This window comes from Streptomyces sp. SM11 (assembly GCF_002910905.1).
Classification (GTDB): domain Bacteria; phylum Actinomycetota; class Actinomycetes; order Streptomycetales; family Streptomycetaceae; genus Streptomyces.
In genome coordinates this window covers 1-24417 of the sequence record NZ_NEUE01000311.1, presented here as the reverse complement: position 1 = coordinate 24417, position 24417 = coordinate 1, and the positions used below count along the sequence as shown (strand labels likewise).

Here is a 24417-nt window from a genome sequence, read left to right as displayed (position 1 = left end):
CGCTGTCACTCACGGGTGTTCCGCTCGGACATCCGCTCGTCACTGATGCTCATCGGGGGATGAGATGAATACGAAGTTCTGGGACCGGACCGTCGATGCTCTGCGTACGGGGCGGCTGGCCACGAGGGTGCCGGGCCGGTCGGCGAAGTGGCCCGCACGGTGGGCGGGGCGACTCGGCCGGTCCGATCGAGGGATGACCACGTCCGAGTACGCGGTGGGAACCATCGCCGCGTGTGCCTTCGCCGCGGTGCTCTACAAGGTGGTGAACAGCGGGCCGGTGCTGTCGGCGCTGCAGTCGCTGGTCGAGGACGCGCTCGATGCGAAGTTCTGAGATCCCGCCAAGGTGCCTCCTGGGGAGGGGAAAGGAGCCAGTGGCCTCGGACCGCGACCTTTCCCCGGCCCGGTACCGGGGCCGGGTGCCCGGCGGCGACGGGTGCGGCGACCGGGGTGCCGTGACCGCAGAGGCGGCTGTGGTGATCCCGGTGCTGGTCGCTTTCGCCGTGGCGTTGCTGTGGGCGCTGTTGGCGGCCTCGGATCAGATCCGTTGCGTGGATGCGGCGCGGGCGGGGGCACGGGCCGCGGCCCGTGCGGAGCCGGAGGCGGCAGTTCTGGAGGCCGCGCGTGACGCGGCGCCCCGCGGTGCCCGGGTCGAGGTCGGGCGGGCGGGAGATCTGTGGCGTGTCCGGGTGGAGGCGGCGACCCCGGGGCCGGGGGTGCTGGCCCTGACGCTGAGCGCCGAGGCGGCTGCCCTGGCGGAGGACACGGTGGGGGGTGCTGGGCCATGAGGGCGAGGCAGCCTCGGGGTCGGGGTCGGGGTCGGGGCCGGGTCTCGGACCGGGGTGTGGCGACGGTGTGGGTGGCTGTGACCGCGGCCGGGCTGTGCACCGTGTTCGCCGTGGTGCTTGCGCTGGGGCAGGTCGTGGCTGCCCGTCACCGGGCGGGCGGGGCCGCGGATCTGGCGGCCCTCGCGGCTGCGGACCGGGCGCTGGAAGGGGCAGTGGTCGCGTGCGAGGCGGCCCGGCGGGTGGCTCTGGCACAGGGCGCTGTGGTCGTTCGCTGCGCGGTGCACGGGGAGATCGCCGATGTGACCGCCCGTTCGGGGTTCGGGCCCTATGAACCCGCCGTCAGGGCCCGGGCCGGTCCTCCGGCCGATTCCCGGGGCGGCTCCGCGGCCGCTCCCCGCGCCACGGTGCCCGACAGGGGTGCCGGGGCCCGGCGGGCCGCTGGGGGAATGATCGCTGGGGCCGGCCGTTCGACGGTCCCGAGTGTTCCGTGGTGGGCACGTGCGCCTGTCCACGGCCCCGGTGGCATCATCGACGAACGTGAAGACGCTACGGACCTCGACCGCGGTGGCCGTCCTGCTGGCTGCGCTGGCGGGATGCTCGGCATCACCTCTGCCCGCGGACGACGCCGACGGGCCCGCGCCGCTGAAGGCGTACGCCCGCGCGGACCGGGTGGCGATGCCGGAGCTGGCGGGGGAACGCGTCGACGGCGACGGCCGGTTCAGCCTGGTGGGGCTGCGGGGCAAGGTCGTCGTGGTCAACGTGTGGGCATCGTGGTGCGTTCCGTGCCGTGCGGAGGCCCCCGGGTTCTCCCGGGTGCACGAGGAACTGAGGGGCAGGGGCCTGCGGGTGGTGGGGGTCAACGCGGACGTGTCGGTCTCGAAGGCACGTGCCTTCGAGAAGGACGCGGAGCTCGTGTATCCGAGCCTGCACGACCCGCAGGGCCGGCAGCTCCTCCGGCTCCCGAAGGGCGTGGTGAACACCACCGGATATCCGTTCACGATCATCGTCGACCCGGAGGGGCGGATCGCCGCGACACGGATCGGAGCGATCGGCGAGACGGAGCTGAAGCGGCTGGTCGTGCCGCTGCTGCCAGCCTGACAGCACCTCCTGGTTCAGTCCTCCGACGTGGTCGCTCCGGCCGGTTCCGGGGGCGCGGCCCTGAGGAGCTCGGTGAGCAGGCGTACGGCTCCGCGTTTGTGCAGGGGCTCATTGCCGTTGCCGCACTTGGGGGACTGGACGCAGGAGGGGCAGCCCGCCTCGCACTCGCAGGACGCGATGGCCTCCTGGGTGGCCGTCAGCCACGTACGGGCGGTGCGGAAGGCCCGCTCGGCGAATCCGGCTCCTCCCGGGTGGCCGTCGTACACGAATACCGTCGGCAGCAGGGTGTCCGGGTGCAGCGGTACGGACACGCCGCCGATGTCCCAGCGGTCGCAGGTGGCGAAGAGCGGCAGCAGCCCGATCGACGCGTGCTCGGCTGCGTGGAGTGCGCCGCCGAGGATCTCCGGGTTGATCCGGGCCGCGTCGAGCTGGTCCTCGGTGACCGTCCACCAGACGGCGCGGGTGCGCAGGGTGCGGGGCGGCAGGTCGAGCTTCGTCTCGCCCAGGACTTCCCCGGTGATCAGTTTCCGGCGGAGGAACGCGACGACCTGGTTGGTGACCTCGACGGAGCCGTAGCAGAGCCGCCCCTGACCCCAGGGGATCTCGGTGTCGGTCTCCAGGACGGTGATGGCGGTGGTGTCGCGGGCGACCGTCGAGTACGGCGGGTCGGCCTGCTCGACCAGGGCCACGGAGTCCTCCAGGTCCAGTTTCCGGACCAGGTGGGTGCGGCCCTGGTGGAGATGGACGGCGCCTTCGTGGACGGCCGTGTGGGCGGCGGCCGCGTCGACAGTGCCCAGCAGACGGCCGGTACCTTCCTCGACGATCTGGACCGGACGGCCGCCCCCGCCCCGGATGTCGGCGAGGTCGGCGGCCCGTTCGCGGCGGGTCCAGTGCCAGCCCGAGGCCCTTTTACGCAGCAGCTTCGCCGCCTCCAACTGCGGCAGCAGCTCGGGCACGGCCGGGCCGAAGAGCGCGATGTCGGGCTCTGTGAGGGGCAGCTCGGCGGCTGCGGCGCAGAGGTGGGGGGCCAGGACGTAGGGATTGTCCGGGTCCAGCACGGTCGACTCGACGGGCTGCTGGAACAGCGCCTCCGGGTGGTGCACCAGATAGGTGTCCAGCGGGTCGTCCCGGGCCACGAGAACGGCCAGGGCGCCCTGCCCCGATCGGCCGGCACGGCCCGCCTGCTGCCAGAGCGACGCCCGCGTGCCCGGGTAGCCGCAGATGACGACCGAGTCGAGGCCGGAGACGTCGATGCCGAGTTCCAGGGCGGTGGTGGCCGCCAGACCGAGCAGCTCGCCGGAGTGCAGCGCCCGCTCCAGGGCCCGGCGTTCCTCCGGGAGGTAGCCCCCGCGATAGGCGGCGACCCGCTTCGGCAGCGAGCGGTCGACCTCCGCGAGGCGCTCCTTGGCGATCACCGAGATCAGTTCCGCGCCGCGCCGGGAGCGCACGAAGGCGACCGAGCGGACGCCCTGGAGGGTCAGGTCGGTGAGCAGGTCGGCGGTCTCGGCCGTCGCGGTACGGCGTACGGGGGCGCCCTTCTCGCCGTGCAGGTCGGTCAGCGGGGGCTCCCACAGGGCGAAGACCAGCTCACCGCGCGGGGAGGCGTCTTCGGACACCTCCCGGACCGGCAGGCCCGTCAGACGCCCGGCTGCGACCGTGGGGTCCGCAGCCGTGGCCGAGGCCAGCAGGAAGACCGGATCGGCCCCGTAGCGGGCGCACAGGCGCCGCAGACGGCGCAGCACCTGGGCGACGTGGGAGCCGAAGACGCCCCGGTAGGTGTGGCACTCGTCGATCACGACGAACCGCAGGGCGCGCAGGAAGGACGCCCAGCGGGGGTGGGACGGCAGGATCCCGCGGTGCAGCATGTCGGGGTTGGTCAGGACGTAGTTCGCGTACTGCCGTACCCATTCGCGTTCCTCGACGGGGGTGTCGCCGTCGTAGACCGCGGGCCTGACGGCGTTGCCGAGCGGGGCCGCGAGCGTCTTCACCGAGCGCCGCTGGTCGGCTGCCAGGGCCTTGGTCGGGGCCAGGTACAGGGCGGTGGCCCCGCGGCCGTTCGGGGCCTCGGAGCCGTCCAGGAGGGTGCTGAGGACCGGCGCGAGGTACGCGAGGGACTTCCCGGAGGCCGTGCCGGTGGCGATCACGACCGATTCGCCGTCCAGCGCGTACGCGGCCGCGGTCGCCTGATGCGCCCACGGACGGCCGATCCCGGCTTTCTCGATCGCCGAGATCACTTCTGGCCGGATGCGATCCGGCCAGATGGCATGGGTTCCCGATCGCGGGGGCAAGTGCTCCGTATGAGTGATGCGCGCGGCCCGGCCCGCCCCTGCGGCGAGCCGGTCGAGGATCATGGCGGGAGAGGGGTGCATGTCCCTACTCTCGGGTGGTCGTCCGGGACGGTGATTCTTGGCCATCGGCACCGAGTGTGTCACTGGCGTGGCGGACAATGGTCCCAAGGCGTCGTGCATGGCTGCTGGTAAGTGATTGAATGCTTTCGCGGCTGGCGATCCGTCCCCCGGCCTCCGTCGGGGAGACCGAGGTGCGACCGCTCGATAGCAAGGTGCTGGAGGATCCGTGGACCTGTCCTTGTCGACTCGCAATGTGTCCGGCCCTGGTGGCGACCGTACGGTCGTCGAGGTCGGTGGCGAGATTGATGTGTATACCGCGCCCAAGCTGCGCGAGCAGTTGGTCGAGTTGGTGAATGACGGCAGCTACCACTTGGTTGTCGACATGGAAGGCGTCGACTTCCTCGACTCCACCGGCCTCGGCGTGCTCGTGGGCGGCTTGAAGCGTGTCCGGGCCCATGAGGGCTCGTTGCGCCTGGTCTGCAACCAGGAGCGCATTCTCAAGATCTTCCGGATCACAGGTCTGACCAAGGTGTTCCCGATTCACACCACGGTCGACGAGGCTGTCGCCGCCACCGACTGAGGTCGGAGCAGGCCGGTCTCCGGGCCGGTCGGCAGGCAGTGAACAGGCCGGCAGCGGCAGCGCATGGGCCGTGACGGGCAGGCGGTCGACCCTCGGGTCGGCTGTCGGCTTTGTCGGCTTCCGGAGGAGGAGAGCAGGGGTGCCGGGCGACACGCCCGGGCCCCCTGAGGCATACGCCCGAACGTTCGAGGGGGATGGCATGGCCACCGTTGAACTCCGCTTCAGCGCCCAGCCTGAACATGTCAGGACGGCCCGCCTGGTGGCGGCCGCCGTGGCGCGCCGGGCCGGCGTGGACGAGGCGGTGCTCGACGAGGTCAGGCTCGCTGTCGGCGAGGCGTGCAGCCGCGCGGTCGGGCTGCACCGCAGTCATGGCATCACCGCGCCGGTCAGCGTCGCGCTGACCGAGGAGGAGAAGACGTTCTCCATCGAGGTCGGGGACAGCGTTCCCGGCCCCGGCGGTGGTCCTGTCGAGCCTGGGGCGCGCAACGGCGCCGGTGCCTCCGGCACGGGCCCGGCCCGGACCGACCCCGAGATGGACGGCGAGGGCGAGGACGAGATGGGCCTCGCGGTCATCAGCGGTCTCGTCGATGACGTGGAGGTCCGTTCCGGTGCGGGCGGCGGAGTGATCCGTATGAGCTGGCCGACGGCCGACGCCGCGGTACGGCCCTGAGATCCGTGCCCGCGATTCCGGGGCCTGAGGCGTGAGGCCGGTGCCCGCGCCCCCGAGACGATGAGCCCCGGGCCCCGAGGCGCCGACGCCCGTGCCCGGAGGCGCCGACACCCGGCTCGGAGGCGCGGAAGCCCCCCGTGCCCGGGGGCGCGGAAGCCCCGCGCTCGCGAGCCGAGGTCGTTGCCCGTGCCTGTTGCCCGTGCCTGTTGCCCACGTCGCGACCCTGAGGCGCTGAGAACCCGCCGTTGCGACCCCGAGGCGCTGAGACCCTGTGGCCCGGGCCCGCGCCCGACACCCCGACCCCCGACCCCCTGACCCCCTGAGGGCCGCGGGGACCCCGGCACGCGCGGGTGATTTTCTGTTTGCCAAGCTCTGCTGAGCAGGCCCTTTTTTCTTGAGTCCAGCCGTGTAATGCGCCTGCCCCCTTACTGTATTCGAGCAGAATCGATCCGCTGATCTATCGGCGTTGGGGGGGAGGGCGATCAATTCTCTTCCCGCCCACTGTTTTGATCAGGTTCCGCTCCCTACAATCCCTCCACGACTTGAGCGCTGAGCGTCAAGGAGGACGTATGGCGGAGTTCTTCACCACCCCAATGGCAGCACTGACGCAAGAATCCGCACTTTCCGACCGGCCCGTCTCCCTCGCGGCGGCGGTACTCACCGACGGCAACCGGCTGATCGTCATCATGGTGGCGGTCGTCGCCGTCGCCGCGCTGATCGTCGCCCAGCTGCTCGTACGCCAGGTGCTGGCGGCCGGCGAGGGCACCGAACGCATGAAGGAGATCGCCGCGGCGGTCCAGGAGGGCGCGAACGCCTATCTGGCCCGACAGCTGCGCACGGTCGGTTTTTTCTCCGTCGTCGTGTTCTTCCTGTTGTTCCTGTTGCCGGCCGACAACTGGTCGCAGCGCGCGGGGCGTTCCCTCTTCTTCCTGGTGGGTGCGCTTTTCTCGGCGGCGACCGGATACATCGGCATGCGGCTCGCCGTGCGGAGCAATGTGCGGGTGGCGGCAGCCGCGCGTGAGGCGACTCCGGCGGAAGGCGAACCGGAAAAGGATCTCACCACTGTCTCGCACAAGGCGATGAAGATCGCTTTCCGTACCGGTGGCGTGGTCGGAATGATCACCGTGGGGCTCGGACTGCTCGGGGCGTCCTGCGTGGTGCTCGTCTATGCCGCCGACGCGCCCAAGGTGCTGGAGGGGTTCGGCCTCGGCGCGGCGCTGATCGCCATGTTCATGAGGGTCGGCGGCGGGATCTTCACCAAGGCCGCCGATGTGGGCGCCGACCTGGTGGGCAAGGTGGAGCAGGGCATTCCGGAGGACGATCCGCGTAACGCCGCCACCATCGCCGACAACGTGGGCGACAACGTCGGTGACTGCGCGGGTATGGCCGCCGACCTCTTCGAGTCGTACGCCGTGACGCTCGTCGCCGCGCTCATCCTCGGCACGGCGGCGTTCGGCGACTCCGGTCTCGCCTTCCCCCTGATGGTCCCGGCGATCGGCGTCGTCACCGCGATGATCGGGATCTTCGCGGTCGCCCCGCGCCGCGCCGACCGCAGTGGGATGACCGCGATCAACCGGGGCTTCTTCATCTCCGCGGTGATCTCGCTCGCCCTGGTGGCCGTGGCCGCCTTCGCCTATCTGCCGTCCTCGTACGCAGAGCTGGACGGGGTCACCGACGGGGCGATCGCCGCACACGGCGGCGATCCGCGGATCTTCGCCCTGGTCGCGGTGGCCATCGGTATCGTCCTGGCCGCGCTCATCCAGCAGCTCACCGGCTACTTCACCGAGACCAACCGCCGGCCGGTGCGGGACATCGGGAAGTCCGCGCTCACCGGCCCGGCCACCGTTGTGCTCGCGGGCATCTCCATCGGCCTGGAATCGGCGGTCTACACCGCGCTGCTGATCAGCCTCGGTGTCTACGGGGCGTTCCTGCTGGGCGGCACGTCGATCATGCTGGCGCTCTTCGCGGTCGCGCTCGCCGGGACCGGGCTCCTCACCACGGTGGGTGTCATCGTGGCCATGGACACCTTCGGGCCGGTCTCGGACAACGCCCAGGGCATCGCCGAGATGTCCGGGGACGTCACAGGCGCCGGCGCCCAGGTGCTCACCGACCTGGACGCGGTCGGCAACACGACCAAGGCCATTACCAAGGGCATCGCCATCGCCACCGCCGTCCTGGCGGCGGCGGCGCTCTTCGGGTCCTACCGCGACGCCATCGCCAAGGCGGTCGACGAGGTCGGGGCCGGGGCGGGCGAGCTCGGGCTGAGCCTGGACATCTCGCAGCCCAACAACCTGGTCGGCCTGATCCTGGGAGCCGCGGTCGTCTTCCTGTTCTCCGGGCTCGCCATCAACGCGGTGTCCCGGTCCGCCGGGGCCGTTGTCTACGAGGTCAGGCGGCAGTTCCGCGAGCATCCCGGGATCATGGACTACTCGGAGAAGCCGGAGTACGGGCGCGTCGTCGACATCTGCACTCGCGACGCCCTGCGTGAACTGGCCACGCCGGGCCTGCTCGCGGTGCTGGCGCCGATCGCGGTCGGCTTCTCCCTCGGCGTCGGCGCGCTCGGCTCGTACCTCGCCGGCGCGATCGGCACCGGAACGCTGATGGCGGTGTTCCTCGCCAACTCCGGCGGTGCCTGGGACAACGCCAAGAAGCTCGTCGAGGACGGTCACCACGGCGGCAAGGGCAGCGAGGCCCATGCCGCGACCGTGATCGGCGACACGGTCGGCGACCCGTTCAAGGACACGGCGGGCCCGGCGATCAACCCGCTCCTCAAGGTGATGAACCTGGTCGCCCTGCTCATCGCTCCGGCGATCGTACAGTTCAGCTACGGAGCGGACGCGAATCCCTGGGTGCGGGCACTGGTGTCCGTCATCGCCATCGGGATCATCGTCGTCGCGGTCAGCATCTCCAAGCGGCGGGGCATCGCCGTGGGCGACGACGACGCCTCGGAGGGTGGGGGCCCCGTGGTCCCGGCGCCGGATCCCGCGGCGGCCCCGTGATCCGTGCGTACGGGAGTGACGTCGGTCCCGGCTTGGGGTGATGTGTGATCAGGGGCGAGGCGGACGGTACGTGCTGACGTGCCGTCCGCCCTCGCCCGCCCTCGCCCGACGTCGTGCGGTGTCGTGCGCACCGGCGTGGGTACAGCGGTCAGGAGCGGCCTTTCGGGTGAGTTACCGCTCATGCATCCGTATTTCTGCGGGAGTGGCATCTCCCTCATTTCCCTTGGTGCAAATGGCTTCAAAAGCGTGCACACCGGATGAACGGCACCAGGCTGTCGCCCCCTCGGCGTGTAAGTTCCGGGGCCGAGAGCCTTGGAAGGGACCAATCCGGTGAACAAGAAGCTTGCAGCCGCACTGTCCGGCGGTGCGGTACTCGTACTGACGCTGTCGGGCTGCAGCGACGACAGCGACAACAAGGTCAACGACTGGGCCAAGAAGGTCTGCGACCAGGTTCAGCCGCAACTCCAGAAGATCACCAACGCCAACGCCTCCATCCGGCAGAAGGCCGGGGACAACAGCAAGCCCGTCGACGTCCAGGAGGCCGACTCGGTCGCCTTCCAGCAGATGTCCGAGGCCTACAAGGCGCTGGGCGCGGCCGTGGACTCGGCCGGCCCGCCGCCGGTCGACGACGGCGAGGCCACGCAGAAGGCAGCGGTGAAGGAGCTCAACGCTTCCTCCAAGGCGTACGCCGACCTCAAGGTCAAGGTCGACGCGCTCGACACCAAGGACCAGAGGGAGTTCGCCGACGGACTGAACGGCATCGCCGACGAGCTGCACAAGATCAGCACCAGCGGTGACCAGGCGCTGAGGAAGCTCCAGTCCGGCGAGGTCGGTGTCGCGATGTCGAAGCAGAAGGGCTGCCAGCAGCCGGCGGCCTCCACCGGCCCCTCCGGCTCCGGGGCGGCCGACGCCGACGCGTCCCCGGAGGCCGCGGACCCCGAAAAGAAGGACTCCTCGGACAAGGAGTCGACGGAGAAGGATTCATCGGAGAAGGACTCCTCGGAGAAGAAGTCCTGAACGCCGTTCTCCCGGCCCGGACACCCGGTGGGTGCCCGGGCCGCTGCCGTTGTCGGTGGGACCGGACACAATGGGTGGGTGAGTAAGAGCAGCCTTCCCGCACCCGACCACGCCGCCGCCCTCCGTGAGGCCCTGCTCGCCGCGGACTTCACCGCGGACGGGCTCCTCGACCGCCTCGGCGCGCCCGCCTATGCCGCCCTCGCCCGCAGCGAGACCGTCCCCGCCCTGCGGGCCACCAGGGGTGACTTCCCGCTCGACACGCTGGTGCGGTTGTTCCTTCTGCAGCGCCCCGTCGCCGAGGAGCGGGCCCGCGCCGCCCTGCCGCTGGACGAGTGCGTCGCGGACGGCTGGGTGACCCGGGCGGCGGACGACGGCACGGTCCGCGCGAGCGTCGACGTACGGCCGTACGGGGGCCCGGACGGCGAGGACTGGTTCATCGTGTCCGACCTCGGCTGCGCGGTCGGCGGTGCGGGTGGGATCGGCTCGCGCGACGAGGGCGTCGTCCTCGGGGTCGGAGGCGCCTCCACCACGCTCGCCGGCATCACCGTCCGTACGCCGGTGGCCTCGGCCCTCGACCTCGGTACGGGCTCCGGCATCCAGGCGCTGCACGCGGCCCAGCACGCGACCCGGGTCACCGCCACCGACCTCAACCCCCGTGCCCTGGAGTTCACCCGGCTCACGCTCGCCCTCTCCGGCGCGGCCCCCGCCGACCTGCGCGAGGGCTCTCTCTTCGAGCCGGTGGGCTCCGACACGTTCGACCTGATCGTCTCCAACCCGCCCTTCGTCATCTCGCCCGGCGCCCGCCTCACCTACCGGGACGGCGGCATGGGCGGCGACGACCTGTGCCGGGCGCTGGTGCAGCAGTCCGGCGACCATCTGAACGACGGGGGATACGCCCAGTTCCTCGCCAACTGGCAGCACGTGGAGGGCGAGGAGTGGCAGGACCGGCTGCGCTCCTGGGTGCCGTACGGCTGCGACGCCTGGATCGTCCAGCGCGAGGTCCAGGACGTCACGCAGTACGCCGAGCTGTGGCTGCGGGACAGCGGCGACCACCGCAGCGACCCCGCCGAGTACGACGAGCGGTACGAGGCGTGGCTCGACGAGTTCGAGGCCCGGGGCGCCACGTCCGTCGGCTTCGGCTGGATCACCCTGCGCAAATCCGCCGCGGCGGCGGCCGGGAACCCGTCGATCGTCGTCGAGGAATGGCCGCACGCGGTGCAGCAGCCGCTCGGACAGGCCGTCCAGGACCACTTCGCCCGACAGGACTACCTCCGCGAACAGGACGACGCGGCGCTGCTCGCCGGGCACTTCGCCCTCGCCGCCGAGGTCGTGCAGGAGCAGGTCGGCCTGCCCGGCGCGGAGGACCCCGAGCATGTGGTGCTGCGTCAGCATCGCGGCATGATGCGGGCGACCAAGGTCGACGCGGTGGCCGCCGGGTTCGCGGGTGTGTCCGACGGCTCGCTGCCGGCCGGGCGGATCCTGGATGCCATCGCGCAGTTGATGGCGGAGGATCCGGTGCTCCTGCGCGACCGCACGCCGCAGGCGATCCGGCTGCTGGTCGAGGAAGGCTTCCTGGAGCCGGCGCCCGGCGTCGGACCTCGGGACGCGTAGGGCACGGAGAGCGGGCAGGGAACGGAGGGCGGGCCCTGGATCCCGGGCTCCGGTTCCTGAAGCGAGCGTGGTGCGGAAGCTCGCCGGCGGGCGACCGGGGGCCGGGCGGCAGTGCCCGTACGACGGCCTTCCGGTACGGACCGGGGCTGCTCCCTGCTGGGGCGGCGGTCTCCCTGCCACCAGCGTATTCGTGCCCGGCGTTCCCTCCGGCGCGCTCGGACCGCATATCGCCGGTCGTGACCGGCGATATGCGGCCGATGGTGTTCCGCCGGTCGGCGGGGGAGTGCTGTTCACTCGGGGTTCGTGTGGGCGATGCCCCGGAGTGACAACCTCCCCGTGCCGGACCGCCGAGGTCCGGCTCCGGGACCGGTCGGCCCGTCCCGGGCGGTTCGCCACGACGGGCTAGGGGTACGACATGGAGAGCGTCTCAGCAGTCTTCGCCGGTACGGCCCTGGCGCTGTTCGGCGCCGCCCTCCTGATCTGGACAGGGGCGCGAGCCCTGCACCGCGCGCCGGTGGCGCACGGTGTGAGCCCCGTCGCCTCCACCGCACTCACGACACTCTTCGGCGTAGTTTTCCTCGGCCTCGGCGTGTGGTGCTTCACGCTCGTCTGATCCCCGCCTCCGGCCGGGCGACGCCCGGGACGACAGGTCTCCCGAAGGTCATCACGACCACCTCCGAAGAGCGGCAGGCCGAGGCCCCGCGCGGCGCGGACCCGGCGGTCCGGGCGGCAGGAATGGCGGAAGTCGGGTTACCGTTCGAGTGGCCGTTGCGGGCTTTTGCCGTTTGACACGGGGGCGGGTTGTACCGTCACACTCCGCAGCGACAGCACCGCGGGCAGCGTCATGACGCTGCCCGGATGCCCATCGAGTGTCGACCGGAGAGAAGAGCGAAGTTGTCCCCGACCAGCGAGACCGCACAGGGCGGCCGCCGACTCGTCATCGTCGAGTCGCCTGCCAAGGCGAAGACGATCAAGGGCTATCTCGGCCCCGGATACGTCGTCGAGGCGAGCGTCGGGCACATCCGCGACCTCCCGAACGGCGCGGCCGAGGTCCCGGACGAGTACACCGGCGAGGTACGCCGCCTCGGGGTGGATGTCGAGAACGACTTCCAGCCCATCTACGTGGTCAACGCCGACAAGAAGTCCCAGGTCAGGAAGCTCAAGCAGCTGCTGGCCGAGTCCGACGAACTCTTCCTCGCCACCGATGAGGACCGCGAGGGCGAAGCCATCGCGTGGCACCTGCAGGAAGTGCTGAGGCCCAAGGTCCCGGTCCACCGGATGGTCTTCCACGAGATCACCAAGGACGCGATCCGGGCCGCCGTCGCCAACCCGCGCGAGCTCAACCAGCGCATGGTCGACGCCCAGGAGACCCGCCGCATCCTCGACCGCCTCTACGGCTACGAGGTCTCGCCGGTCCTGTGGAAGAAGGTCATGCCGAAGCTTTCGGCGGGCCGCGTCCAGTCCGTCGCCACCCGGCTCGTCGTCGAGCGGGAGCGCGAGCGCATCGCCTTCCGCTCCGCCGAGTACTGGGACCTGACCGGAAAGTTCGCCACCGGCCGCGCCGGTGACGCTTCCGACCCCTCGACCCTCACGGCCCGCCTCAGCGCGGTCGACGGCCGCCGGATCGCCCAGGGCCGCGACTTCGGCCCCGACGGGCAGCTGAAGGCCGGTTCCGCCCAGACCCTGCACCTGGACGAGACGAACGCCCGCGCCCTGGCCGCCGCGCTCGCCGACTCCTCCTTCGCGGTCCGGTCCGTCGAGTCGAAGCCGTACCGCCGCTCCCCGTACGCCCCCTTCCGGACCACGACCCTCCAACAGGAGGCGAGCCGCAAGCTGGGCTTCGGGGCCAAGGCGACCATGCAGGTGGCGCAGAAGCTGTACGAGAACGGCTTCATCACCTATATGCGTACGGACTCCACGACCCTCTCCGACACCGCGGTCTCCGCGGCCCGGGCGCAGGTCACACAGCTGTACGGGGCGAACTACCTCCCCGAGAAGCCGCGTACGTACGCCGGGAAGGTCAAGAACGCGCAGGAGGCGCACGAGGCGATCCGCCCCTCCGGCGACCGCTTCCGCACCCCTGCCGAGACCGGGCTCACCGGCGACCAGTTCCGGCTCTACGAGCTGATCTGGAAGCGGACCGTCGCCTCCCAGATGAAGGACGCGGTCGGCAACTCCGTCACCGTCAAGATCGGCGGCCGGGCGAGCGACGGCCGTGACGCCGAGTTCTCCGCCTCCGGCAAGACGATCACCTTCCACGGCTTCATGAAGGCGTACGTCGAAGGCGCCGACGACCCCAACGCCGAGCTGGACGACCGCGAGCGCCGGCTGCCGCAGGTGGCCGAGGGCGACGCGCTGTCCGCCGAGGAGGTCACGGTCGACGGGCACGCCACCAAGCCCCCGGCCCGCTACACCGAGGCCTCGCTGGTCAAGGAGCTCGAAGAGCGCGAGATCGGCCGTCCCTCGACGTACGCCTCGATCATCGGGACGATCCTGGATCGCGGCTACGTCTTCAAGAAGGGCACGGCGCTCGTCCCGTCCTTCCTGTCCTTCGCCGTGGTCAACCTGCTGGAGAAGCACTTCGGCCGGCTCGTCGACTACGACTTCACCGCCCGTATGGAGGACGACCTCGACCGCATCGCGCGGGGCGAGGCCAAGTCCGTACCGTGGCTCAAGCGCTTCTACTTCGGCGCCAAGCCCGGTGACGACACCGCCGGAGCCGGAGCGGCCTCCGACGCGGGCAACGGCGACGGCGACCACCTCGGCGGCCTGAAGGCCCTGGTCACCGACCTCGGTGCGATCGACGCCCGGGAGATCTCCTCCTTCCCCGTCGGCAACGACATCAAGCTCCGCGTCGGCCGCTACGGCCCGTACATCGAGCGGGGCGAGAAGGGCGCCGAGGGCCACCAGCGTGCCGACGTGCCCGAGGACCTGGCGCCCGACGAGCTGACCGTCGAGCTCGCCGAGGAGCTGCTGGCCAAGCCCAGCGGCGACTTCGAGCTGGGCGCGGACCCGGTCAGCGGCCACCAGATCATCGCCAAGGACGGACGGTACGGCCCGTACGTCACCGAGGTGCTGCCCGAGGGGACGCCGAAGACCGGCAAGAACGCGGTGAAGCCGCGGACGGCCTCCCTCTTCAAGTCCATGTCTCTGGACACGGTCACCCTCGCCGACGCCCTCAAGCTGATGTCGCTGCCGCGCGTCGTCGGCGAGGACGCCGAGGGTGTCGAGATCACCGCGCAGAACGGCCGCTACGGCCCGTATCTGAAGAAGGGCACCGACTCCCGGTCGCTGACCTCCGAGGACCAGCTCTTCGACATCACCCTCGACGAGGCCCTCGCGATCTACGCCCAGCCCAAGCAGCGCGGCCGGGCCGCGGCCAAGCCGCCGCTGAAGGAGCTGGGCACCGACCCGGTCAGCGGTGCGCCGGTCGTGGTGAAGGACGGCCGCTTCGGCGCGTACGTCACCGACGGCGAGACCAACGCGACCCTGCGGACCGACGACAGCGTCGAGGACATCACGCCCGAGCGTGGTTACGAGCTGCTCGCCGAGAAGCGCGCCAAGGGGCCCGCGAAGAAGAAGACGGCCAAGAAGGCGCCTGCGAAGAAGGCGACGACCAAGAAGACGGCCGCGAAGAAGACGACGGCCACCAAGACCACGACCGCCAAGAAGACCGCGGCGAAGAAGACGACGACGGCCAAGAAGACGACGACGGCCAAGAAGACCACGACCGCCAAGACGGCCGCCAAGAAGACGACGGCGAAGAAGACGACCTCCGCCTCTTCCGCCACCCCGTCGGACGGCTGACGGGCCCGTCGTACCCGCACCGCCACCGCCGCCCGGCACCTCACGCAGGTGCCGGGCGGCGGTGCGTCCCGGGGTACCTGGACGACCATGGCCGGAAGCCGTCTGCGCCCATATGTTCGGACGGGCCGACGGCGACCGTGCCGCTGCCGATAGGCTGGGCGGATGACGCGAGCCGAGCAGCCAACGGTCGTGAGCCCCACCTCCGACACACTTGCCGCAGACTCACGCGAGCGCGCCGTACGGGCCCTGTTGCGTATTCCCCCGCTGAAGCGGTTGTGGAGCGCCCAGCTCGTCGGCGGTATCGGCGACGCACTCGCCCTTCTCGTGCTGGTGCTGCTGTCGCTGCAAGCGGCGGTCCTTGAGGGCTCATTCGGTACCGGATACCGCGGGGCGGCCTTCGCCGTCGCCGCCGTCCTCGGTGCCCGGATCCTTTCCACCCTGTTCTTCGGAGCCGTGCTCCTGGGGCCCCTGACGTCCCTCGCGGGGCCCGGCGGGAAGCTGGACCGGCGATGGCTGATGATCGGGGTGGACGGGCTGCGCCTGGCGCTGCTGGTCGTCGCCCCGCTGTGGATCGACTGGACGCCCGACAAGGCGCTCATGATGATCCTCATCACCGTCTTCGTGACCGGAGCCGGTGAGCGCCTGTGGGCCGTGGCCAAGGACAGTGCCGCCCCGGCGCTGCTGCCCGCCCCGCCCCTCGAAGGAGCCGCGGTACGCCCGCTGCCCGACCACCTCGACGCCCTGCGCCGTCTCTCGCTCCGGACCGACTTCCTCGCCGTGCCCGCCGCTGCGGCGGTGCTGCTGGTCGCCACGCTGGTCGGCAACCTCCTCGGCTCGGGCCTGGAGTGGTTCTCCTTCCACCAGGCGGCCCTGGGGTCCTACGTCGCGGCAGGGCTCTTCTCCGCCTCCATCTCCACTCTGTACTTCCTCCAGTTCCCGGCCACCCAGACGCCCCGGCCGCGCTCCCCGCTGGAGGGCCTGCGCCGCCCCGCCACCGGCAACGGCCCTGACAAGGGCCGCACCGGCGCCGTCCCGCTGTTCGTCGCGGTCTGCGCGGCCGTCGCCGGAGCCGTCGCCGCGGCCGCGGCCGTCTCCGTACTGCACGCCTACGACCTGGGCGGCGGGCCGGCCACCTTCGCGCTGCTGATCCTCGGACTGACCGGCGGCACCGCCCTCGGCATCCGCACCGCACACCACGTGCTGCCCACCTTGTCGCGCCGCCGCCTGCTGGCGCTGGCCACCGCCGTCACCGGCCTCGCGCTCCTCGCGCTCGGCCTGGTGCCAGACACCGCGACCGGGATCGCCATCGCTCTGCTCGCCGGTTACGCCGCCGGGGTCGCCGCGAACACCGGTCACACCCTGATCGACCAGGAGACCGAGGCGTTCCGGCAGGCCCGGACCTCCGAGCACCTCCAGGCCGTCGTCCGGGTGCTCGTCGCGCTCGGCGCGGTCGCCGGTCCGCTGCTGGCCGCCGCGATCGGGCGGCACCGCCTGGTCTCCGGCGACTTCGTCTTCGCCCGCGGCGGGGCCGCCTTCACCCTGATGCTGCTCGGCGCACTGCTGCTGCCCGTCGCCGCACTCGTCCTCGCCAGGACGGACGACCGGGCGGGCGTGCCGCTGCGCCGGGACCTGCGCGAGGCGCTGCGCGGCGGCGACCCGGCGGTCGCGCCGGCCGCCACCGGTTTCTTCCTCGCCCTGGAGGGCGGTGACGGAGCGGGCAAGTCGACCCAGGCCGAAGCGCTCGCCGAGTGGATCCGGGCCAAGGGCCACGAGGTCGTCTTGACCAGGGAGCCCGGGGCCACCCCGGTCGGGAAGCGGCTGCGGTCGATCCTGCTGGACGTGTCCTCCGCGGGTCTGTCCAACCGGGCCGAGGCCCTGCTGTACGCCGCCGACCGCGCCGAGCACGTCGACTCCGTCGTCCGCCCGGCGCTGGAGCGCGGAGCGATCGTCATCTCCGACCGTTACATCGACTCGTCCGTGGCCTACCAGGGCGCCGGCCGGGACCTGGCCCCGACCGAGATCGCCCGGATCTCGCGGTGGGCGACGAGCGGCCTCGTACCGCATCTGACGGTGCTGCTGGACGTCGACCCGGCGACCGCGCGGGAGCGGTTCACCGAGGCACCGGACCGGCTGGAGTCGGAGCCGGCCGAATTCCACGAGCGGGTACGGTCCGGGTTCCTGACCCTGGCCGCGGCCGACCCGACGCGTTATCTGGTGGTGGACGCCGGCCAGGAGCCGGAGTCGATCACCACGGTCGTACGTCACCGGCTCGACCAGCTCCTTCCGCTTTCCGAGGCCGAGATCGAGGCCATCGAGGAGGCCCGGCGCAAGGCCATCGAGGAGGCCCGGCGGAAGGCAGAGGAAGAGGCCGCCCGCAAGGCCGAGGAGGAGCGCCTGGAGAAGGAGCGCCAGGAGCAGCTCGCCCGGCTGCGCGCCGAGGAGGAGGAGCGCAAGCAGCGCGAGCTGGAGGAGGCCCGCCGCCGCGAGGCCGAACGACAGGCGGAGGAGGCCCGGCAGCGCGCCGAGGAGGCCCGGCAGCGCGCCGAGGAGGCCCGCCGCCGCGCCGAGGAGGACCGGCTCCGGCTGGAGGCCGAGGAGCGGGTCCGTGAGGCCGAGCAGGAACGTCTGCGCAAGCAGGCCGAGGAGGAGGCCCGGCTCCGAAAGGAGGCCGAGGCGCAGCGGCTGGAGAAGCAGCGCAGGGCAGAGGAGGCCCTGGTGCGCGCCGAGGAGGCCCGCCGCCGGGCCGAGGCCGAGGCGGCCGCCCGTACGGAGGAGGCGCGGGCGGAGGCAGGCCGGGCGGAGGCCCAGCGGGCGTCCCGTACGCCCCGCACGGAGACGTCCTCGTGGTCGGAGGGCTCGTCCGCCTCGTCCGGCCCGTCCGTTCCGGAGAACGAGCTCACGGTGCCCACACCGATCGTGAACCCGAACGAGATCACGCAGCCCGTCCCGACGGCGCGGCCGGAGGGCGAGCGTCCCTACGGTGGCGGTACGGATACGGATACGGATACGGATACGGGTTCGGGTTCGGGTTCGGCTTCCGGTTCCGTGGAGGACGAGACGGCGATGCTGCCGCGCGTCAGGGACCAGCGGCCGGCGGACCAGCGGCCGGCGGACCAGCGGCCGGCGGACCGGCGGCCGGCCGGGGACGCCGGTCCGTCAGCCGCCGACGAGACGGCTGTGCTGCCGCCCGTGCCCGCCGATCAGCCCTCCGACCGGGTGCCCCAGGGCTTCTTCCAGGACGAGAGCCCGGCGGCCCCGCCCGCGGAGAGCGAGAACGAGCGCACCCGCGAACTGCCGCAGGTCGAGGACCCGCAGGCCGGGGAGGCTTCCGGCCGGCCGCAGCAGAGCCGCCGCAAGCGCCCCCGCCCGGACTGGGCGGAGGAGACCCCGCTGGACGATCTGCCGACCCTGGCGGACGAACTGCTCGGGGGTCAGGACGACGACGGCCCCGGCCCCGGGGGCCGCGGACGTCGCCCGCGCGGCTGACACACCCGCCCCACCGCCGACGGTGAAATCCCGGCCCGTCCGTCCCTCCGGGGGCGGGCGGGCCGGACTGTCGGTGGCGTCCCTCACAATGGGAAGCGACGACGCACCGCGGTTCCGCGGCACCGCACGACACCACCGGAAGGGCGGTGACCCATGACCGTATGGGACGACCTGGTCGGACAGAACCGAGTGCGGGAACAGCTCGCCGCCGCCGCCAAGGACGCCGATGCGCTGGTCACCGCCGTGTCCGACGGCAAGCCGCTGGACCAGGGCTCGAAGATGACGCACGCCTGGCTGTTCACCGGACCGCCCGGTTCCGGCCGGTCCACGGCGGCGCGGGCCTTCGCCGCCGCGCTCCAGTGCACGAGCCCGGACCGGGCGCTGGGCGGCGCCCCCGGCTGCGGCTTCTGCGACGGCTGCCACACGAGCCTGATCGGCACGCACGCCGACGTCCAGGTCATCCGCACGGACCTGCTCTCCATCGGCGTGAAGGAGACCCGCGACCTGGTCCGGCGAGCCCAGCTCTCCCCGGCGGTCGGGCGGTGGCAGGTCATCGTCATGGAGGACGCCGACCGCCTCACCGAGGGCGCGGGCAACGTCCTGCTCAAGGCCGTCGAGGAGCCCGCGCCGCGCACGGTCTGGATGCTGTGTGCACCCTCGCTCGAAGACGTCCTGCCCACGATCCGCTCCCGCTGTCGGCACCTGACCCTGAGTACCCCGCCGGTGGAGGCCGTGGCCGACGTCCTGATCCGCCGTGACGGCGTCGACCCCGAGCGGGCGCACTCCGCAGCGCGCGCCACCCAGGGGCACATCGGCCGGGCGCGCCGTCTCGCGACGGACGAGCGGGCGCGGGCACGGCGGGCGGCGGTGCTGAAGGTCCCGCTGCGGGTCGCCGACGTCGGCGGCTGCCTCAAGGCGGCCCAGGAGCTGATCGACACGGCCACCGACGACGCCAAGCAGATGGCGGAGGAGGTCGACGTCAAGGAGACCGAGGACCTCAAGGCGGCGCTCGGCGGGGTGGCCGGGGGCCGGATGCCGCGCGGTACGGCGGGGGCGATGAAGGAGCTGGAGGACAAGCAGAAGCGCCGCAAGACGCGTACGCAGCGGGACAGCCTCGACCTGGCGCTGACGGAGCTCACCGGGTTCTACCGCGATGTGCTGGCGCTCCAGCTCGGCTCCCGGATCGCCATCGCCAACGTCGACGTGCAGGACTCCCTCGACCGGATCGCGGAGTCATCGAGCCCCGCGCAGACCCTGCGCAGGATCGAGTCGGTGATCGCCTGCCGGGAGGCCATGGACCGCAATGTGGCGCCGCTGCTCGCGGTGGAGGCGATGACGATGGCGCTGCGGGCGGGCTGAGGGGCCCTGCGCGGGGCCCTGTTCACCCGAATGAGCAGGGAATCGGACGACTCGTCACCTGGCGGATACGCTCCCTGGATGGATACCAGGCGGCTGCTCCGCACCTTCGCCATCGGGATCGGCACTGCCGGCCTCCTCATCTCCGGCTGCAGCGGCAGCGGCTCGTCGCCGAACGCCTCGGCCACCGGCGCCGCGGCTCCCGAGGGGCTGTCGTCGTACTACACGCAGAAGCTGAGCTGGCGCGACTGCGGGGTGGAGGGGTTCGCGTGCACGACGATGAAGGCGCCGAAGGACTACGACAAGCCGGATGACGGCGACATCGAGCTCGCCGTCTCCCGCAAGAAGGCCACCGGACCCGGCAAGCGGATCGGTTCCCTCCTGGTGAATCCGGGCGGCCCGGGCGGTTCCGCGATCGGCTATCTCCAGGGGTACGCGGCACTCGGCTATCCGGCCCAGGTGAGGGCCCGCTACGACATGGTGGCCATCGACCCGCGCGGTGTGGCCCGCAGCGAGCCCGTCGAGTGCCTGACGGGACCGGAGATGGACGTCTACACCCAGGTCGACCAGACGCCCGACGACGACACGGAGGTCCGGAAGCTGAGTGCGTCCTTCGAGAAGTTCGCGGCGGGCTGCGAGAAGCGGAGCGGCGAGATCCTCCCGCACGTCTCCACCGTCGACACGGCCCGCGACATGGACGTCCTGCGAGCCCTGCTCGGCGACGAGAAGCTGCACTACGTCGGAGCGTCGTACGGGACCTTCCTGGGCGCCACGTACGCGGACCTCTTCCCGGAGCGGGCCGGCCGCCTCGTCCTGGACGGGGCGATGGACCCGTCGCTGAAGGCCATCGACATGAACCGCGACCAGACGGCGGGCTTCGAGGGGGCCTTCCAGTCCTTCGCCGCCGACTGCGTCGAGCAGCCGGACTGCCCGCTCGGCACCACGTCCACCGCCGACGCGGCGACCGCACTGAAGCAGCTCTTCAAGGACCTGGACGCGAAGCCGATCCCGACCGGCGACGACCGCGAGCTGGGCGAGTCCCTGGCCACCACCGGGGTGATCGCCGCCATGTACGACGAGGCTGCCTGGCCGCAGCTCCGCGAGGCGCTGGCGGGCGCGCAGCGCAGCGACGGCTCCGGTCTCCTGTCCCTGGCCGACAGCTACTACGAGCGCGAGCCGGACGGGAAGTACGCGAACCTGATGTTCGCCAACGCCGCCGTGAACTGCCTCGACCTGCCGCCCGCCTTCGACACCCCCGACGCGGTCGAGAAGGCGGTCCCGGACTTCGAGAAGGCCTCCCCGGTCTTCGGCCGCGGCTTCGCCTGGGCCGCCCTGAACTGCGCGTACTGGCCCACCGAGGCCACGGGTACCCCGCACCGCACCGAGGCGAAGGGCGCCGACCCGATCGTCGTCGTCGGCACGACCCGCGACCCGGCCACCCCGTACGCATGGTCCCGCTCCCTCGCCGAGCAGCTATCCTCCGGCACCCTGCTCACCTACGACGGCGACGGCCACACCGCGTACGGCCGGGGCAGCGACTGCATCGACACGGCGATCAACACGTACCTCCTGGAAGGCACCCCGCCCACCGACGGCAAGAAGTGCACCTGACCGCACCTGACCCGCTCCCGACCTGCGCGTGATCCGCCCAGATCCGGCCTGACCTGTACAAACCCGTCCGGGGGTGCCTGTGCGGAGCACCCCCGGAAACTGTGTAGACTTGGCTCCGCTGCTGACCGCACCATAGTGCGACAGGGCGCGCCGCCTTAGCTCAGTTGGCCAGAGCAACGCACTCGTAATGCGTAGGTCTCGGGTTCGAATCCCGAAGGCGGCTCTATGATGAACCCCAGGTTGGGCCTCTAACCTGGGGTTTCTTCGTTTCTTTGACCTTGGAATTCGGGCCAATCGGACACTCGCATCCTACGCATCGCGGTGCGTTGGTCATAGGTTCACCTGCCGTCGGCAGCGAAGTGCGCCAAGGCCCTGAACTGCGGTTCTGGCATGTCGGCTGGTTGGGTTGATCAGGCGGAGACGGTCTCCGGTGGACAGCCGGTGGACGGCTGTGCGTGATACGTCGTCAGAAGTCTCCTGCTGTCCTCGACCAACGCGGTCGCCTTGTTCGATCGAAGGTGGGTGGCGATGTGGGGACTCGTGTCGTTCTGGCAGATGCGGACGCGTCACGGCGCCTGCGGAACGGGTGCGGGTATCGCTTCGGCCTGCGTGAGCTCAGCGTCGGCCCGCGCCAGGTCGTCGCGCCCGGACGGGAACCCCTGCCCGTGGGAGGATCGGCAGGCGGACCAGAGCGTGGAAGAGGTGATCACGTTGGTGGCGGACAAGGCGATGGCGCAGCGCCTGCTGGGCTGGCTGGTGCCGGACGGCGCCGCGCTCGGCGTGCTCTCGGCGGCCGAGATCGAACGCTTCTGCTGGTACGAGCTGCCCCGCAAGTGGCACGCGGACACCCTTGAGCAGCGGCGTGCGGTCGCAGTCCTGGGAGACCTACTGGCCGGGGCCGGCCGCGTTCGGGCCGCCGCTGTGTGCACGAGCACGATCACCGCCCAGGTACTGGAGGCCTGGCAGCGCTCCGAGGAGGCGGGTTTCGCGGCCTACCGCAAGGCCGCGGGTGCCTCGCCCACTACCCCGCCGGACGTACCCGAGCTGAGCTGGGGCCAGGTCATGGGCATCCAAGAAGCGCTGGCCCGCGCCAACCTCGAACGTCGACTGGAGCAGGCCCTGGACGAGGGCGAGCTCGCCCCGGAAGCGCGTACGTTCCCGGCCGCGCGCCGACGGTTCGCCCAGCATTGGCTCACCACAGCGCAGCCCGTGTTCGACGGCCGTGCCCCGCTGGAGGGTGTCCGCCGCGAACGGCGCGAGTTGTGGGCCGAGGCGCCCCCGGCCGAGCGCCGCGCCCTGCTCGCAGCCGTCCTGCCTGCCCTGGAGGAGTCTTCCACGGCACCTGTGGACACGGCTGAACCGCTGCGGTGGCTGCTGGAGCAGATCGGTGACGGCGTCACCCTGACTCAGGCCGGCTACCTGCCGCGGGAACTGGTGGCTGCCGCGTTCGACCGCTACCCGCACTGGTACCCGATTGGCAAGGGGCCGCGCTCGGAGGCGGACCTGTTTCAGCTGGCCGCACTGCACGAACTCGCCCGCACCCATCGGCTGGTGACCAAGCGCCATCGCACGCTCAAGCTCTCGGCTGCCGGCCGTGTTCAGCTGACGGACCACCAGCTGCGCCAGCACACGGCCGCACTGTCCTGGCTCGGTACCACAGCAGCTGAGCGGCAGTTTGCCGAGTGTGCCCTGGGCGCACTGTGGACGGAGCCCCGGCTCCGACGGGACCTGCGCGATGTCATCCATCCGGTGCTTGCCGCGTGCTTCTCCCGCGGTGACGGCGCCGCGATGGAGGTGGAGGACACCGGGCGGCTGCTGTGGAGGTTCTGGCACACCGGCCGCGAACTCGGCTACCTCGACGAGCGGGAACGGGTCATCGATGCCCCGATCTCCCTGTCCGCCACCGGCCGACCTGCCGCCCTCGCCGCGCTCCATCTTCTGGCCGAGCACCCACGCGACCACATCTGAGTGCGCCTCAGCGGGCTATCAGACCGGCGTCGGTGAAGCGCCGCATCAGCGAGGGCTTGCCGTGGTGCTGTTCGCGCAGGTTGTGCAGGCGTCTGGCGAACTCCTCGGGGGTGCCCACCCGGTCGTGGACCGCACGGAGATCCTTCAGAAGGGCGACGGCGGCGTCGCTGGGTGTTCTCGGCCAGGCGGTCCAGGTGGCTCTCGCTAGCGCGCAGTTCGGATCGGAGGGCCCGGGCGCGGGCTTGCTCGCGCTGCCTGGCGTGCTCGCTGCGCACCTCGTGGGCGGCGTCGAGGAGTTCCGCAGCCGAACGGCGACGCGCGGCCGCGGACGGTTCGGCCGCGCCGTGGGACGCGGCGCGGTGGCGGGCCAGCAGGGTGGGACCGGGCTGCGGGGCGGTGCCCAGGGCAGCCTCCAGCAGCAGGGAGTCCTTCTCATGCGCCGGCAGGGCGCGGATCCAGGTGGCGAGGGCGTCCTTGTCGACCGCTGGGGAGGGGGCGGCACCGGGGTTTCCACGTTCCACACGAATGAGATACGACCGGGGTGGGTGCTCCCTTTACCCCGAGGCGGCGGTGTCCACCTGGCCGGAGTGACCTCTACCGGCCAGCGCCTGCCGCTTCTCAACGGCTAGTGTCTCGTGATTCCGTCAGCATTACTTGATCTTGTGTGGCAGGGTCTCTTGGTATGGAGCTCTCCGTGGAACAGGCCGCCGAGTTGCGGGAGTTGGTGAACAGCAGGGACGTGCCTGCGGACATAGCCACGCGGGGCCGGATCGTGTTGTGGTCGGGCGAGGGGCGCCGCCGCAAGGACATTGCCGAGCTGCTCGGAGTGTCGCTGCCGACCGTGGACCGCTGGAAGACCCGCTATGCCGAGCAGGGCCTGGCCGGGCTGGAAGGGGAGCGTCCCGGTGGCGCACGGGAACAGGTGCCGGTGCGGGTGCGGGCCAGGGTGATCGCGCTGACGCGCATGACGCCACCAAGCGGCACAGGGCTTTCGCACTGGTCCGCACGGGAGTTGGCGAAGTACCTGGAGCGGACCGAGAACATCACCGTGTCCTGGCACTACATCGCGCGCATCTGGCGG

Annotated in this window: 16 protein-coding genes, 1 tRNA gene and 1 pseudogene; 17 read left to right on the top strand and 1 reads right to left on the bottom strand. The window is 71.5% G+C overall.

Features of this window, described 5'->3' with window-relative positions; translation table 11 throughout:
- Window positions 1-64: 64 nt before the first annotated feature.
- The 4 genes and pseudogenes from B9S58_RS37015 (at window position 65) to B9S58_RS36995 (ending at window position 1883) form a co-directional block, all read left to right on the top strand.
- Window positions 65-331, top strand: coding sequence for a DUF4244 domain-containing protein (locus B9S58_RS37015; RefSeq protein ID WP_103536211.1), 267 nt, complete (start codon window positions 65-67; stop codon window positions 329-331).
- Window positions 332-371: 40 nt separating this feature from the next.
- The gene (locus B9S58_RS37010; RefSeq protein ID WP_374935745.1) at window positions 372-785 is read left to right on the top strand and encodes a TadE family type IV pilus minor pilin; all 414 of its coding nucleotides are present in this window, start codon (window positions 372-374) and stop codon (window positions 783-785) included.
- Window positions 782-1084: pseudogene (locus B9S58_RS37005) on the top strand (Rv3654c family TadE-like protein); the annotation flags it as partial. The gene B9S58_RS37010 and the pseudogene B9S58_RS37005, both read left to right, overlap by 4 nt.
- Window positions 1085-1322: 238 nt before the next feature.
- Window positions 1323-1883 (top strand): TlpA disulfide reductase family protein, encoded by a 561-nt coding sequence (locus B9S58_RS36995; RefSeq protein ID WP_103536210.1) that lies wholly within the window; start codon window positions 1323-1325, stop codon window positions 1881-1883.
- 14 nt (window positions 1884-1897) lie between these two features.
- Here B9S58_RS36995 and B9S58_RS36990 read toward each other — a convergent pair whose 3' ends face one another.
- A complete protein-coding gene (locus B9S58_RS36990) occupies window positions 1898-4351 on the bottom strand; it encodes a DEAD/DEAH box helicase (protein ID WP_103536209.1) in 2454 nt (817 codons plus the stop codon).
- A 106-nt stretch (window positions 4352-4457) separates the two neighbouring features.
- Between B9S58_RS36990 and B9S58_RS36985 the strand changes: the two genes are divergently transcribed.
- The 13 genes from B9S58_RS36985 to B9S58_RS36920 all read left to right on the top strand — a co-directional run.
- Complete coding sequence (locus B9S58_RS36985) at window positions 4458-4811, top strand: STAS domain-containing protein (RefSeq protein ID WP_003967428.1); 354 nt, start codon at window positions 4458-4460, stop codon at window positions 4809-4811.
- 199 nt (window positions 4812-5010) lie between these two features.
- A complete protein-coding gene (locus B9S58_RS36980) occupies window positions 5011-5481 on the top strand; it encodes an ATP-binding protein (RefSeq protein WP_103536208.1) in 471 nt (156 codons plus the stop codon).
- A 569-nt stretch (window positions 5482-6050) separates the two neighbouring features.
- On the top strand, window positions 6051-8480 hold the full coding sequence (locus tag B9S58_RS36975) for a sodium-translocating pyrophosphatase (protein WP_103536207.1): 2430 nt from the start codon (window positions 6051-6053) through the stop codon (window positions 8478-8480).
- A gap of 330 nt (window positions 8481-8810) precedes the next feature.
- On the top strand, window positions 8811-9497 hold the full coding sequence (locus tag B9S58_RS36970) for a small secreted protein (RefSeq protein WP_103536206.1): 687 nt from the start codon (window positions 8811-8813) through the stop codon (window positions 9495-9497).
- 78 nt (window positions 9498-9575) lie between these two features.
- Window positions 9576-11108: a methyltransferase gene (locus B9S58_RS36965; RefSeq protein ID WP_103536205.1), complete on the top strand. Its 1533-nt coding sequence runs from the start codon at window positions 9576-9578 to the stop codon at window positions 11106-11108.
- 415 nt (window positions 11109-11523) lie between these two features.
- On the top strand, window positions 11524-11721 hold the full coding sequence (locus B9S58_RS36960) for a hypothetical protein (RefSeq protein ID WP_032791540.1): 198 nt from the start codon (window positions 11524-11526) through the stop codon (window positions 11719-11721).
- Window positions 11722-12002: 281 nt separating this feature from the next.
- Complete coding sequence (gene topA, locus B9S58_RS36955) at window positions 12003-14915, top strand: type I DNA topoisomerase (RefSeq protein WP_103536204.1); 2913 nt, start codon at window positions 12003-12005, stop codon at window positions 14913-14915.
- A 162-nt stretch (window positions 14916-15077) separates the two neighbouring features.
- Complete coding sequence (gene tmk, locus B9S58_RS36950) at window positions 15078-18401, top strand: dTMP kinase (RefSeq protein WP_103536203.1); 3324 nt, start codon at window positions 15078-15080, stop codon at window positions 18399-18401.
- 153 nt (window positions 18402-18554) lie between these two features.
- A complete protein-coding gene (locus B9S58_RS36945) occupies window positions 18555-19760 on the top strand; it encodes a DNA polymerase III subunit delta' (RefSeq protein WP_103536202.1) in 1206 nt (401 codons plus the stop codon).
- 78 nt (window positions 19761-19838) lie between these two features.
- A complete protein-coding gene (locus B9S58_RS36940) occupies window positions 19839-21368 on the top strand; it encodes an alpha/beta hydrolase (protein ID WP_103536201.1) in 1530 nt (509 codons plus the stop codon).
- 149 nt (window positions 21369-21517) lie between these two features.
- Window positions 21518-21591, top strand: a tRNA-Thr gene (locus tag B9S58_RS36935).
- A gap of 470 nt (window positions 21592-22061) precedes the next feature.
- Complete coding sequence (locus B9S58_RS36930) at window positions 22062-23336, top strand: hypothetical protein (RefSeq protein WP_103536200.1); 1275 nt, start codon at window positions 22062-22064, stop codon at window positions 23334-23336.
- A gap of 682 nt (window positions 23337-24018) precedes the next feature.
- A partial coding sequence (locus B9S58_RS36920) for a helix-turn-helix domain-containing protein (protein ID WP_219818896.1) occupies window positions 24019-24417 on the top strand: 399 nt, incomplete at its 3' end.

What these genes read in the sequence shown, in the direction of transcription:
- B9S58_RS37015 (WP_103536211.1), top strand. Translation starts at nt 65, where the DNA reads ATGAATACGAAGTTCTGGGACCGGACCGTCGATGCTCTGCGTACGGGG.
- B9S58_RS36990 (WP_103536209.1), bottom strand. Translation starts at nt 4,351, where the DNA reads ATGCACGACGCCTTGGGACCATTGTCCGCCACGCCAGTGACACACTCG.
- B9S58_RS36980 (WP_103536208.1), top strand. Translation starts at nt 5,011, where the DNA reads ATGGCCACCGTTGAACTCCGCTTCAGCGCCCAGCCTGAACATGTCAGG.
- B9S58_RS36975 (WP_103536207.1), top strand. Translation starts at nt 6,051, where the DNA reads ATGGCGGAGTTCTTCACCACCCCAATGGCAGCACTGACGCAAGAATCC.
- B9S58_RS36960 (WP_032791540.1), top strand. Translation starts at nt 11,524, where the DNA reads ATGGAGAGCGTCTCAGCAGTCTTCGCCGGTACGGCCCTGGCGCTGTTC.
- tmk (WP_103536203.1), top strand. Translation starts at nt 15,078, where the DNA reads ATGACGCGAGCCGAGCAGCCAACGGTCGTGAGCCCCACCTCCGACACA.
- B9S58_RS36945 (WP_103536202.1), top strand. Translation starts at nt 18,555, where the DNA reads ATGACCGTATGGGACGACCTGGTCGGACAGAACCGAGTGCGGGAACAG.
- B9S58_RS36940 (WP_103536201.1), top strand. Translation starts at nt 19,839, where the DNA reads ATGGATACCAGGCGGCTGCTCCGCACCTTCGCCATCGGGATCGGCACT.